The organism is Micromonospora sp. CNZ280 (assembly GCF_011759515.1).
In genome coordinates this window covers 614,887-626,709 of the sequence record NZ_JAAOYP010000001.1, presented here as the reverse complement: position 1 = coordinate 626,709, position 11,823 = coordinate 614,887, and the positions used below count along the sequence as shown (strand labels likewise).

Annotated in this window: 13 protein-coding genes; 8 read left to right on the top strand and 5 right to left on the bottom strand. The window is 73.9% G+C overall.

The window, feature by feature from the left end; all coding sequences use genetic code 11:
* Positions 1-120 precede the first annotated feature (120 nt).
* Positions 121-1,368, bottom strand: a complete 1,248-nt coding sequence (locus FHX32_RS02940; protein WP_167179241.1) for a cytochrome P450 — start codon at positions 1,366-1,368, stop codon at positions 121-123.
* Between the two features lie 387 nt (positions 1,369-1,755).
* On the opposite strand from FHX32_RS02940, the gene FHX32_RS02935 reads away from it, so the two are divergent.
* Positions 1,756-2,145 (top strand): hypothetical protein, encoded by a 390-nt coding sequence (locus FHX32_RS02935; RefSeq protein WP_167179239.1) that lies wholly within the window; start codon positions 1,756-1,758, stop codon positions 2,143-2,145.
* 10 nt (positions 2,146-2,155) lie between these two features.
* On the opposite strand, the gene FHX32_RS02930 is transcribed toward FHX32_RS02935, so the two are convergent.
* Positions 2,156-2,374 carry a DUF397 domain-containing protein gene (locus tag FHX32_RS02930; protein WP_088992395.1) on the bottom strand — a complete coding sequence of 73 codons (219 nt, stop codon included), beginning with the start codon at positions 2,372-2,374 and terminating at the stop codon, positions 2,156-2,158.
* A gap of 67 nt (positions 2,375-2,441) precedes the next feature.
* On the opposite strand from FHX32_RS02930, the gene pepN reads away from it, so the two are divergent.
* Positions 2,442-4,958 (top strand): aminopeptidase N, encoded by a 2,517-nt coding sequence (gene pepN, locus FHX32_RS02925; protein WP_167179237.1) that lies wholly within the window; start codon positions 2,442-2,444, stop codon positions 4,956-4,958.
* 115 nt (positions 4,959-5,073) lie between these two features.
* Here the strand turns inward: pepN and FHX32_RS02920 are convergent, their stop codons facing one another.
* Both FHX32_RS02920 and FHX32_RS02915 read right to left on the bottom strand, forming a co-directional pair.
* On the bottom strand, positions 5,074-6,279 hold the full coding sequence (locus FHX32_RS02920; protein WP_167179235.1) for an FAD-dependent oxidoreductase: 1,206 nt from the start codon (positions 6,277-6,279) through the stop codon (positions 5,074-5,076).
* Between the two features lie 152 nt (positions 6,280-6,431).
* On the bottom strand, positions 6,432-7,079 hold the full coding sequence (locus FHX32_RS02915; protein ID WP_167179233.1) for a PadR family transcriptional regulator: 648 nt from the start codon (positions 7,077-7,079) through the stop codon (positions 6,432-6,434).
* Between the two features lie 99 nt (positions 7,080-7,178).
* On the opposite strand from FHX32_RS02915, the gene nadD reads away from it, so the two are divergent.
* The 5 genes from nadD (at position 7,179) to FHX32_RS02890 (ending at position 10,942) form a co-directional block, all read left to right on the top strand.
* Positions 7,179-7,775: a nicotinate-nucleotide adenylyltransferase gene (gene nadD / locus FHX32_RS02910; RefSeq protein WP_088992398.1), complete on the top strand. Its 597-nt coding sequence runs from the start codon at positions 7,179-7,181 to the stop codon at positions 7,773-7,775.
* A gap of 110 nt (positions 7,776-7,885) precedes the next feature.
* Entirely contained in the window at positions 7,886-8,290 is a 405-nt protein-coding gene (rsfS, locus tag FHX32_RS02905) for a ribosome silencing factor (protein WP_167179231.1), read from the top strand.
* Positions 8,287-8,916, top strand: a complete 630-nt coding sequence (locus tag FHX32_RS02900) for a histidine phosphatase family protein (RefSeq protein ID WP_167179229.1) — start codon at positions 8,287-8,289, stop codon at positions 8,914-8,916. The genes rsfS and FHX32_RS02900 overlap by 4 nt, the downstream gene beginning before the upstream one ends.
* 49 nt (positions 8,917-8,965) lie before the next feature.
* Positions 8,966-9,829 carry a DegV family protein gene (locus tag FHX32_RS02895; protein WP_167179227.1) on the top strand — a complete coding sequence of 288 codons (864 nt, stop codon included), beginning with the start codon at positions 8,966-8,968 and terminating at the stop codon, positions 9,827-9,829.
* 345 nt (positions 9,830-10,174) lie between these two features.
* On the top strand, positions 10,175-10,942 hold the full coding sequence (locus FHX32_RS02890; RefSeq protein ID WP_167179225.1) for an SDR family oxidoreductase: 768 nt from the start codon (positions 10,175-10,177) through the stop codon (positions 10,940-10,942).
* A gap of 7 nt (positions 10,943-10,949) precedes the next feature.
* Here FHX32_RS02890 and FHX32_RS02885 read toward each other — a convergent pair whose 3' ends face one another.
* Positions 10,950-11,174, bottom strand: a complete 225-nt coding sequence (locus FHX32_RS02885; protein ID WP_109899789.1) for a GntR family transcriptional regulator — start codon at positions 11,172-11,174, stop codon at positions 10,950-10,952.
* Between the two features lie 448 nt (positions 11,175-11,622).
* On the opposite strand from FHX32_RS02885, the gene FHX32_RS02880 reads away from it, so the two are divergent.
* Complete coding sequence (locus tag FHX32_RS02880; protein WP_109899790.1) at positions 11,623-11,808, top strand: hypothetical protein; 186 nt, start codon at positions 11,623-11,625, stop codon at positions 11,806-11,808.
* Positions 11,809-11,823: the final 15 nt, after the last annotated feature.

Here is an 11,823-nt window from a genome sequence, read left to right as displayed (position 1 = left end):
AAACCGGTCTGTCGGTTCGATGGGCCGGGGCCGGGTAGCGCAACGGGCACGGGCGGTCCAACCACGAGGCGCCCGTGGGGTCGCCCCGCCGGGGGGTGGGCCGTCGGGCTCGGGCGGTCGTCAGGCGGTGCGCCGCACGTTGGTGATCAGGAAGCCGCTGGGCGGCAGCGCCGGCATCCGGCGCAGGCTCACCGCCAGGTTCTGCGGCGGTACGTCGTACCGCATCGCGGTGGTCAGGTTGGTCACCGCCCGCTTCATCAGCTCGATGGTGATCCACTCGCCGGCGCAGCGGTGCCCGGTCAGGTGCTCGCCGCCGCCCTGCGGGATCAGGCCGAACGGGTCGGCCCGCCAGTTGGCGAAGCGCTCCGGGCGGAACTGCTCCGGCTGCGGCCACAGGGTGGCGTCGTGGTTCGTGCCGTACAGGTCCAGCACCACCCGCCGCCCGCGCGGGAAGTGGTAGCCCTGCCAGTCGAAGGAGCGCCGGACCCGGGCCGCCGCCATCGGGAAGAACGGGTAGTAGCGGCGGACCTCCTGCACGAAGCACTCGGTGGCCTCGTCGCCCTCCCCGGCCCGCTGCCGCCAGGCCGGGTGGTCGTGCAGGGCCAGCGCGGCGAAGACGATGAAGCGGTCCACGGCGACCGTGGGCCGGAGCACGTTGAGCAGTTCCACCGCGGCGATCCGGCGGGGCAGCAGCCGCCCCCGCTCGTCCCGGTGCTCGGCGATCACCCGCAGCGCGCTGCCCTCCGGGGCGGGCAGGGTGCCGGCCCGGGCCCGCGCGACGACGTCGCCCGCCCACTGTTCGCCGCGGCGGCGACCCAGCAGGCCGCGCCAGTGCCGGGGGCCGAGCGCGGCCGGCCCGTCGATCATCGCGTGCAGCTCGTCGGTACGCCGCAGCACCTTGCCGTCGGCCAGCGGCACCCCGGCCCAGGCGCAGACCGCCCGGGTGATCATCCCGCCCAGCTCGTCGTAGAGCACGACCGGCCCGGACTTCTCCCAGACCGGGATCCGGGCCCGCCACTCGTCGTCGAGGAGCTGGCCGAGGTGCCGGACCGCGGTCGGCGTCATGATCGACATGAACATCGCCTTGCGGTCCCGGTGCGCCGCGCCGTCGAGCCCCTGCACCCCGCCGCGTCCGGTGAGCGTCCGCTGGGCCCGCAGCGGCATGGCGCCGGCGCGGACGAAGCGCTCGTTGTCGTAGAAGAGCACCGCCGCCGGCCGGCCGCGCAGGCAGATGGTGCGTTCCAGCAGCAGCCGGGTCTGGAAGATGTCGGTGCCGTACCGGTCGCACCGGACGCCGACGAACCGGTAGCCGTCGCGCAGGAAGGCGAGGGTGCTGTCCGGGCTGCGGTCTACCGGGATGGACGGCATCGGGCCTCCTGACACTGGGGTGGCGGGGGCCCTGGTCGGCCCGCCGATCTGCTCGGCCGCGTTACTTCTACCCAGGTCAGGGACGCTGAATCCCGAGCCCGGCCGGGCCGGCGGGGGCGTCGGATCCCCGAGCCGGCCGAGCCGGCGGGCGGGTTGGCTCCCGGGCCGGTCGGCCGGGCCGGCGACGCGGGGGAGGGGCCAGCCAACCGCCCGGTGGCTGGCCCCTCCCAGGAGCGCCCGGATCTGGTTGGCTGGGTTGAGCGGCGCCGGGCGCCGCGGCGCGGGCGTCCGGCAGCGCGGCGAATCGCAGGGTGACCGGCCGGCCGGCACGCCCGGCGAGACGGTGCCGGGTGGGCCGGCGCGGATCGTCGATCACGGGGAGGGCGGATGCGGGACAACACGTCGCCGTACTGGCGGCAGGGGCGTACGGTCGAGCGGCTCGACGGGGGACGGGGCGCCGACGCGACCGCGCTGCTCGCGCCGCCCCGGCGGGCCGCCCGGCCGGTCCGGTTCTACACCGTGCACCTCGGCTTCACGGCAGCCGGCCCGGCCGACGCTCGCGAGCTGGCGGTCGGGTACGCCGAGGCGTTGAGCCTGCTCCGGCCCGAGCTGGCGCTCGGTGCGGCCGCGCTGTCCCCCGCGGATGCCTGGCACCGGGCCGAGCGGCTGTTCTGCGGGGCGGTCGGCCCGGACGGCGAGCGCTGCGCGGACGTGGCCGACCACCCCGGCTTCCACCACGCGGCAGGGCCCGGCGGGCTCGGCTGGGGCGACGGATGAGGCCGACGCGTCAGTCCAGGTCGAACTCGCCGTCCTGGGCGCCGGCGACGAAGGCGTCCCACTCGGCCTGGGTGAAGACCAGCACCGGCCCGTCCGGCTCGGCCGAGTTGCGCATGCCGATCAGGTCGTCGACGAAGGCGACCTCGACGGCGCTCTCGGAGGTGTCGCCCTCGGCCCGCTGCCAGACCGCCCGGGACAGGTCGAAGTCGCCCTTGGGGTGCGAAGCCATCGTTCATCCTCCAGTGCCACCGGTCACGGGGAGACACCTGCGGTTCCCCATCCGGCAGGATAAGCGGATGCCCAGCCTGACCCGTGTAGAGGCGACCGCGCGTGGCGCGGCGATCACCGTCGAGTCCTACCAGGTGGACCTCGACTTCACCGGCGGCGCGGAGCGGTTCCGCTCGCACGTCACCATCCGCTTCCGGGCGACCACCGGCGCCGCCACGTTCGCCGAGGTCAAACCCGCCAAACTGCTGGCGGTACGCCTCAACGACCGGGACCTGGACCCGGCCACGCTGGACGACAACCGGCTGCCGCTGACCGGGCTGGCCGAGACCAACACGCTGACCGTCGAGGCCGAGATGGCCTACACCAACACCGGCGAGGGGATCCACCGGTTCGTCGACCCGACCGACGGCGAGACCTACCTCTACGCGATGTCCTTCCTGGACGACGTGCAGCGCGTCTTCGCCGCCTTCGACCAGCCCGACCTGAAGGCCCCGGTCACCCTCGCGGTGACCGCCCCGGAGCACTGGACGGTCGCGGCCAACGGCGCGCTCGCCGCCACCCCGCGTCCCGGCCGCTGGGAGTTCGCCCCGACCGCCCCGCTGGCCCCGTACTTCGTCTCGCTCGTCGCCGGGCCCTGGCACGTACGGCGGGACGAACACGACGGCATCCCGCTCGGCGTCTACTGCCGCCGCTCGCTCGCCGAGCACCTGGACGCCGACGCCGACGAGATCTTCACCGTCACCAAGCAGTGCCTGGACCGGTTCCACCAGCTCTTCGACGAGCGCTACCCGTTCGGCAAGTACGACCAGGCGTTCGTGCCGGAGTTCAACGCCGGCGCGATGGAGAACCCGGGCCTGGTCACCTTCCGCGACGACTACGTCTTCCGGTCCGCGGTCACCGACAGCCAGCGCGAGCTGCGCGCCACCACCATCGCCCACGAGATGGCGCACATGTGGTTCGGCGACCTGGTCACCATGCGCTGGTGGGACGACCTGTGGCTGAACGAGTCGTTCGCGGAGTACCTGGGCACCCGGGTCACCGCCGAGGCGACCCGCTTCGACCAGGCGTGGACCACCTTCGCGATGCGCCGCAAGGCCTGGGGCTACGCCGCCGACCAGCGCCCCTCCACCCACCCGGTGGCACCGGAGGAGGTGACCGACGCGGCGCAGGGGCTGCTCAACTTCGACGGCATCTCGTACGCCAAGGGCGCCAGTGTGCTGCGGCAGCTGGTGGCCTGGCTCGGCGACGACGCCTTCCTCGCCGGCCTGAACGCGCACTTCGCGAAGCACCGGTTCGGCAACGCCACCCTGGCCGACCTGCTCGGCAGCCTCTCCGCCGCCAGTGGGCGCGACCTGGCCGGCTGGGCCGAACGCTGGCTGCGCCGGGCCCAGGTCAACACGCTGCGCGCCGAGGTGGCCGTGGACGCCGACGGCCGCTACCGCGAGGTGGCCGTGGTGCAGACCGCCCCGCCGACGCACCCGGTGCTGCGCCCGCACCGGATCGGCGTGGGCCGCTACTCCGCCGACGGCACTGTCGACCGGGTCGAGGTGGATCTCGACCCGGACGTCGACGGCGGTCGGACCGTGCTCGCCGAGCTGACCGGGCAGCCGGTGGCCCGGCTGCTGCTGCCCAACGACGGCGACCTGACCTTCGCCAAGGTACGCCTCGACCCGGCCTCGGCCGACGCCGTGCCGCTGGTGCTGCCCGGCCTGGCCGACCCGCTGGCCCGGGCGCTGCTCTGGCGCGAGGCGCTGGACGCCGCCATCGACGGGGAGCGGCCGGTCGCCGGGCTGGTCGAGCTGATCGCCGCCGCGCTGCCCGCCGAGACCGAGGTGATCGTCGCCGAGGACGTGCTCACGCTGAGCCGCTCGCTGATCGACCGCTACCTGGAGCCGGCGGCCCGGACGGCCGCGCTGGCCCGGGTCGCCGGCGCCTGCCGGCAACTGCTCGACGGCGCCCCGGGCGGGCAGTCGTTGCAACTGGCCGCGGCCCGCGCCTGGATCGCCGCCACCACCGACGCCGACCTGCTCACCGGCTGGCTCGCCGGCCGCGCCGTACCGGCCGGGCTGGCCGTCGACGCGGAGCTGCGCTGGGCGGTGCTCTACCGGCTGGTGGTGCTCGGCGCCGCCGGCGAGGCGGAGATCGCCGCCGAGGCGGCCGCCGACCCGAGCGCCACCGGCGCCGAGCGGGCCGCCCGGTGCCGGGGCGCGCTGCCCGACCCGGCGGCGAAGCGGGCGGCGTGGGAGATCGTCGTGTCCAACGCGGAGTTGTCCAACCGCCTGGTCGAGGCGACCGCGGAGGGCTTCTGGCAGCCCGAGCAGGCCGAGTTGACGGCCGGGTACGTCGAGCGGTACTTCGCCGACATGCCGGCCGCGGCGCGGCTGCGTACGCCGTGGACGGCGGACCGGGTGGCCGGCCTGGCCTTCCCCCGCTACGCCGTGGCGCAGCCGACCCGGGAGGCGGCCGCGGCGCTGCTGGCCCGCGACGACCTCACCCCGGGTCTGCGCCGGGTGGTGACCGACGCCGACGACGACCTGCGCCGGGCCCTGGTCGCCCGCACCGCGGTCGCCGCCGCCGCGGCCTGACCCATGGCCGGGTGCGCCCGGCCGGACTGACCTCGCTGGACGACGCGGCCCATCGGCGGAGGCCCGCCGTTCCATGGGGTGGCACACCGACCGGTGTGCCACCCCACGGGGCAGGTCAGCGGGACACCAGCTCCGACGTGACGGGGGCGTCCCAGTCGATGACGTAGCGCTGTTCGGGGCCGACCGTCTTCTCCGGGTTCATCGCGGTCTTCACCAGCAACGGCATCAGCAGCGGCATCAGCGCGCGGGCCACCGGGCCCGGCGCCTTGGCCTGGTTGATCCGGGCCGCCCGGGCCGCGATCCGCTCCACCCGGGCGCGCCGCAGCCGCTCGAAGGTGGCGAACGCGGTGCCGACGTCGGGCAGGTCCCGCAGGCTACGGGCGAGTTGCACGGCGCTCTCGATGGCCAGCGACGCGCCCTGCCCCGAACTGTTCGAGGGCGCGTGCGCCGAGTCGCCGACCAGCACCATCCGCCCCCGGTGCCAGCGGGGCACCGGCGGCATGATGTGCAGCGCGCCCACCACCTGCAGGCCGGCCGGGTCGCTGGTGCGCAGCAGGTCGCGACCCGGGTCGTCGTCGGCGTACGCGGCCCGCAGGGTGCGCAGCCACTCCTGCGGTGCGACCGCGCGGGCCTCGACCAGGCTCATCGGCGGTTGCCCCGGCAGGTTGACCCCCCACCGGGTGCCGCCGCCCGGCTCGGGCCAGTAGAGGTAGTAGCCGCGCCGGCCGAAGGCGAAGGTCATGGTGCCGGGTTCGACGTCCACCTCGTGCCGGGCGACCGCCTCGAAGCCGAGCAGCCCGGTGAACCGCGGGCCGGGCGCCGCCGGGTCGATGAGGGTGCGCACGGTCGACCGGATGCCGTCGGCGCCGATCAGCACGTCGGCGGTGGCGGTGCTGCCGTCGTCGAAGATCGCGGTGACCCCGCCGGTGGTCTCCCGCGCCTCGACCAGGCGCTTTCCGTGCTCGATCGGTACACCCTCGGCGCGGGCCCGCTCGTGCAGCACCCGGTGCAGTTCGTTGCGGTGCACCACCCGCAGCGGCGGTACGTCGGTCAGGCCGGGCAGGTCGAGGCGCTTGCGGCCGACGGCCATCACCGTCCGGCGGATCGGGGTGGCGATGGCGGTCACCGCGTCGGACGCGTCGACGGTACGCAGGGCGGCGACGCCGTTCGGGGCGAGCGCCAGGGTCCCGCCGATGCCGTCGGCGGTGCTCGGGTACGCCTCGTGGACGGTGGCGGCGATGCCGGCGCGGTGCAGCGCCAGCGCGGTCACCGGGCCGGCGATGCCGCCGCCGACGACGAGGGCTGTCCTCACTCGGGTCATGGGTCCTCTCCAGGGGTTCGATCGCGTGCGAAACCGCCCTGGGTGGGAGCCCGGTTATCCTCTGGTTGCCGCTTCGGGCCGGGCACCTACCCAGGTGTGGTTCGGGGTAAGGGCCCCGGTGTGGTGTTGGCGCACCGCGCCGGGGCCGTCCGTCACTCGGTGCGGCGACTCCTCTCCGCGTCGTCGGTCAGCTCGGCCGGCAGCTCACCGGTCTCGTGGAAGGCCCGCCACCGGTCGAGCCCGGGGAAGTCACCCGAGGCGAAGGCGGCCAGCAGGTCGCGGACCCAGGCCGCCTCCGCCTCCTGGACCGCCAGGTCGTACTCGGACTCGACCAGGAACAGTCGCGGCACCTGCCGCAGGTGCTCGGCGAGCGCCGCCCGGCCGGCCCGGATCAGCTCGTCGAGCAGTTCCAGTCGACGCCGCAGCAGCGCCGTCGCCTCGTCGGGGTGCAGCGCGGCGAGCACGGACAGGCCGGCCCGGAACCGGGACTGCTCCGGCTCCGGCGTGGCGACCAGCTCCCGCGCCCAGTCGACCAGCTCGGCCCGGCCGGCGTCGGTGATCCGGTAGACCGTGCGCTCGGGGCGCCGGCCGGCCCGGACGCTCTCCACCGCCGCGATCAGCCCGTGCCGGTCGAGGTTGCGGATGACCGTGTAGAACGACCCCCACTTGATCTCCATGTCCTGGTCCTTGCCCCAGGCCCGCAGCGCGGTGGCGATCTCGTACGGGTGCATGGGCCGCTGGACGAGGGCGGAGAGCACGGCCAATGCCAGCAGGTTGCCGACCTTGCGTCGCTTGGGCACGGCCACCTCCTCGCCACTGCTCGTCCACGATTACTCGTACACGAGTATAGGCGCGCCCGCGCCGGCTGCGCGACCCCTCGCCCGGCATAGGATCACGGGGTGGAGGAAGACATCCGGCGGATCGGGATCATGGGTGGCACCTTCGACCCCATCCACCACGGGCACCTCGTGGCGGCCAGCGAGGTGGCCGACCGGTTCGGATTGGACGAGGTGGTCTTCGTACCGACCGGCCAGCCCTGGCAGAAGGCGGACGAGCCGGTCAGCCCGGCCGAGGACCGCTACCTGATGACGGTGATCGCCACCGCCTCCAACCCCCGCTTCCAGGTCAGCCGGGTCGACATCGACCGCGGTGGCCCCACCTACACCGTTGACACGCTGCGCGACCTGCACGCCGAGTACGGCCCGAAGGTGCAGCTCTACTTCATCACCGGCGCCGACGCGCTGGCGAAGATCCTCAGCTGGAAGGACCTCGACGAGATCTTCGAGCTGGCCCACTTCATCGGGGTGACCCGGCCCGGGTTCGAACTTTCCGACGCGCACCTGCCGGCCGACACGGTCAGCCTGATCCAGGTGCCCGCGATGGCCATCTCGTCGACCGACTGCCGGGCGCGGGTCGCCCGCGGCGAGCCGGTCTGGTACCTGGTACCCGACGGTGTGGTGCAGTACATCGCCAAACGGCGCCTCTATCAGCAGTGATTTCGTCCGGTACCGACCAGATCGGGCGGGTAATCGACCAGAACTGACAAGTCGGGATTCCGCCGTGTGTGAGACGCTTGGAGGATCGCACGGTTGATCGAAGGAGAACGGTGACAGTTTCCGAACGCGCTCACGAGCTGGCGATCGCCGCCGCACAGGCCGCCGCCGACAAGAAGGCGCAGGACATCGTCATCATCGACGTGGGCGACCAGCTCGCCATCACCGACGCGTTCCTGCTCGCCGCGGCCCCCAACGAGCGCCAGGTGCTGGCCATCGTCGACGCCATCGAGGAGCGACTGCTCCAGCTGCCCGAGAAGGCCAAGCCGGTGCGCCGCGAGGGCGAGCGCGGCGGTCGCTGGGTGCTGCTCGACTACGTCGACATCGTGGTGCACGTCCAGCACACCGAGGAGCGCGAGTTCTACGCCCTCGACCGGCTCTGGAAGGACTGCCCGACCATCCCGTTCGTCGACCGGGACCTGGTCGACGCCGAGTCCGGCACCGCCGCCGCGGAATGACCCGCCTGATCATCTGGCGGCACGGCAACACCGACTGGAACGCCGCCGGCCGGGTCCAGGGGCAGACCGACGTACCCCTCAACGACCTCGGCCGCGAGCAGGCCCGGGCCGCCGCCCCGCTGCTCGCCGGGCTGCGCCCGGACGCCATCGTGGCCAGCGACCTGCGCCGCGCGGCGGACACCGCCGCCGCGCTGGCCGCGGTCACCGGGCTTCCGGTACGCACCGACGCCCGGCTGCGCGAGCGGCACTTCGGGCAGTGGCAGGGCCTGGAACTGGCCGAGGCGGCCCGCCGCTACCCGAGCGAGTACGCCCGTTGGCGGGCCGGCCACCCCGACCCGGGCGCCGGCATCGAGACCCTCGACGACCTCGGCAAGCGGGTCGGCGCGGCCCTGCAGGACGCCGCAGACGCGGTGGCCGGCGGGACCGTCGTGGTCGCCACCCACGGCGGCGGGGCCCGGCAGGGCTGCGGCCAGCTGCTCGGCTGGGAGCACCAGGTGCTGCGCACCATCGGGTCACTGCAGAACTGCCACTGGACCGAGCTGCGCCACGACGAGGTGCGAGGCTGGCACCTGCGCGCCCACAACGTCGGGGTGATCAGCGCGCCGGCCCCGGCCGAGCCGGTCTGAGGGGCACGGCCCTCGGCGTACCGGGGCGGCATCGGCTAGCGTGCCGGGCATGCCCGTCGCGGTCGTCACCGACTCCACCGCCTACCTGCCCGCCGAACTGCTCGCCGCCCACCGGCTGACCGTGGTGCCGCTGACCGTCGTGCTCAACGGCGCCGAAGGGCTGGAGGGCGTCGAGACGTTCCCGGCCGACGCGACCCGGGCCCTCGGCGGCCGGCGGGTCTCGGTGAGCACCTCCCGGCCCGCCCCGGAGCAGTTCGCGCGGACGTACCGCCGGTTGCTGGACGACGGCGCGGACGGGATCGTCTCGGTGCACATCTCCGCCGAACTCTCCGGCACCGTCGAGGCGGCCCGGCTGGCCGCCGCCGAGTTCGGTGACCGGGTCGCCGTGGTGGACAGCCGCTCCTGCGGCATGGGCCTGGGTTTTCCGGTCGTCGCGGCCGCCGCGGCCGCCGACCGGGGCGCCGACCTGGCGGCGGTACGCGACGCCGCGCTGGCCACCGTCGCCCGCACCACCATCTGGTTCTACGTCGACACGCTGGAGTTCCTCCGCCGGGGCGGCCGGATCGGCGCCGCCGAGGCGCTGTTCGGCACCGCGCTGTCGGTCAAGCCGATCATGCACATGCCGGACGGCGCGATCGTGCTCAAGGACAAGGTGCGCACCGCGAGCCGGGGCGTGGCCCGGCTGGTCGACCTGGCCGTCGAGGCGGCCGGTGACGCCGAGGTGGACCTCGCCGTGCACCACCTCGCCGCCCCGCAGCGGGCCGAGGCGCTGCTGACGGCGTTGCGCGAGCGGCTCGGCGACCGGCTGCACGACGCGTACGTCTCGGAGGCCGGCGCGGTGGTGGCCGCGCACGCCGGCCCGGGCCTGGCGTGCGTGGTGGTGCATCGCCGGCCGACCTCCGACGGCGGCTGACCGGCCGGTCCGCGCCGGTCCCGCCCGGGTGACCTGTTCGGACGGTGTCGGTCCGGTCGAGCTGGCAGGGTTGGTCTGGCGTGGCTGTGTGCGCGCCTGGGTGGGTGGCCGGCGGCCGGTGTCGCCGGATGCCCTGACCGGGCAGTGGGGGGCCCTGCTGCTGTGGTGCCCGGCCGGGCAGTGGGTGGGCCCTGCTGCTGTGGTGCCCGGCCGGGCAGGTCGGTGTGAACGCCCTGTCGAGCTGCCCTCATGGATGGGGCAGCGGGGCCGTCGGGCACGCTGGTCAGGAGTGCCGACCGCCGGTGGGCGTGCTGGCCCGGGGTGATGGCGGGGAGAGGAGCGGCGATGTCCATCGTGGTGACCGGCGGCGGGCGGGGCGTGGGCCGGGCCGTCGCGGAACGGCTCGCGGCCTCCGGTGACACGGTGGTGGTGATCGAGTACGACCGGGACGCGCTCGACTGGTTGCGCCAGGTGGCGACCCCGGACCGGCTGGTCGCGGTGGTGGGGGACGCCGGCGATGAGGAGGTCGTCACGCGCGCCGCCGACCTGGCCGAACGCGCCGGGCCGCTGACCGGGTGGGTGAACAACGCGGCGGTGTTCCGGGACGCCTCGGTGCACTCCACGCCCGCGGCCGAGGTCCTCGACCTGATCGGGCTCAACCTGCGGCCAACCGTTGTCGGCGCGACCACGGCGGTCCGCCGGTACCTCGCCGCCGGCACCGCCGGCGCCATCGTCAACGTCTCGTCCCACCAGGCCGGCCGGCCGGTGCGCGGCTGCCTGCCGTACGCGACCGCGAAGGCGGCGGTCGAGGGGCTGACCCGGGCGCTGGCCGTCGAGTACGGCCCGCATGGCATCCGCACCAACGCGGTCGCGCTCGGCTCGATCGCCACCGAGCGGCACGCCGCCTTCCTCGCCGAGCGGGAACCGGCCGAGGCGGAGTGGATCGACGCGGAGCTGGCCCGGCTGCACCCGGTGGGGCGGATCGGCCGGGTCGAGGAGGTGGCGGAAGCGGTCGCCTACCTGCTGTCGCCGGCGGCGGGCTTCGTCAACGGGGTGACCCTGCCGGTCGACGGCGGCCGCTCGGTGCTCGGCCTCGACCCCGAGGCGCGGTGAACCCTGCTCATTCGGTCTCGGCGACGAACACGCCCTGTCCCTGCTGGCCGTAGATGAGGTTTCGGGCGTGGAGTTCCTTGACCGCCCGGTAGGCGGTGGAGCGTGCGACGTTGTAGAGCTCGCCGATCTCCGTCACCGACGGCAGTTGCTGGCCCGGCGAGTACTCGCCAGACCGGATCTTCTGCTCGATGTCGTCGGCTACCCGCCGATAGTGCGGTGGTCTGGTTGGCATGCTCGGCTCTCCTGGACTTCAGCGGAGATCATGCTTCCAGGTCCGGGCGTGAGCGGACAAGCCAGCAGGCCGAGCAAGTGAACACGGTGAAGAGTTGACTACACTGAGACAGTGACTACAGTGAGACAGTGAACGGACACCTGGGCTTCAGCAATCCGCGTGTTCCGTCATCCGCTGTGGAGCGGTGTCCCGTCGCCGCTCCACAGCGGGCCAACTGCCGATTTCGCGGAAGGCCCGACGATGAGCAACCATCGGCGACATCTGCCGAAGCGGAGATTCTGGAGACCCTGGAGCGAACCCAGGTGTTCGTGCGGATGGCCGTACTTCTCGTCCTGCCCGAATCTGCATCCGATCTCGGTCACGCGATCCTCCCGGAACGAACGAACCCCGGGCATCTACTACTCGACCGCCTTCGATCGGTTCCAGCGATTGGGGCGAGACCGTGCCGATGGATGAGCCGGTGACGCTGGCCGAGCTGATCTGGGCCGCCAACCGGACAATGGACATGCACTGGACCCGATCGCCGAATCCCTGGCAACCCGGGGGCTGCTGGCAGTGCACCGAGGACGGGTGCCCACAGCTCGAATGGGCCCAGACCGTCCTGGCCGATGTACGCAACCAGCTGCTTGGATGACTCGCCGCCACCGAG

What these genes read in the sequence shown, in the direction of transcription:
- FHX32_RS02895 (WP_167179227.1), top strand. Translation starts at nt 8,966, where the DNA reads ATGCCCGTCGCGGTCGTCACCGACTCCACCGCCTACCTGCCCGCCGAA.
- FHX32_RS02930 (WP_088992395.1), bottom strand. Translation starts at nt 2,374, where the DNA reads ATGGCTTCGCACCCCAAGGGCGACTTCGACCTGTCCCGGGCGGTCTGG.
- FHX32_RS02935 (WP_167179239.1), top strand. Translation starts at nt 1,756, where the DNA reads ATGCGGGACAACACGTCGCCGTACTGGCGGCAGGGGCGTACGGTCGAG.
- FHX32_RS02885 (WP_109899789.1), bottom strand. Translation starts at nt 11,174, where the DNA reads ATGCCAACCAGACCACCGCACTATCGGCGGGTAGCCGACGACATCGAG.
- FHX32_RS02880 (WP_109899790.1), top strand. Translation starts at nt 11,623, where the DNA reads ATGGATGAGCCGGTGACGCTGGCCGAGCTGATCTGGGCCGCCAACCGG.
- pepN (WP_167179237.1), top strand. Translation starts at nt 2,442, where the DNA reads ATGCCCAGCCTGACCCGTGTAGAGGCGACCGCGCGTGGCGCGGCGATC.
- FHX32_RS02940 (WP_167179241.1), bottom strand. Translation starts at nt 1,368, where the DNA reads ATGCCGTCCATCCCGGTAGACCGCAGCCCGGACAGCACCCTCGCCTTC.
- FHX32_RS02890 (WP_167179225.1), top strand. Translation starts at nt 10,175, where the DNA reads ATGTCCATCGTGGTGACCGGCGGCGGGCGGGGCGTGGGCCGGGCCGTC.
- FHX32_RS02920 (WP_167179235.1), bottom strand. Translation starts at nt 6,279, where the DNA reads ATGACCCGAGTGAGGACAGCCCTCGTCGTCGGCGGCGGCATCGCCGGC.
- FHX32_RS02900 (WP_167179229.1), top strand. Translation starts at nt 8,287, where the DNA reads ATGACCCGCCTGATCATCTGGCGGCACGGCAACACCGACTGGAACGCC.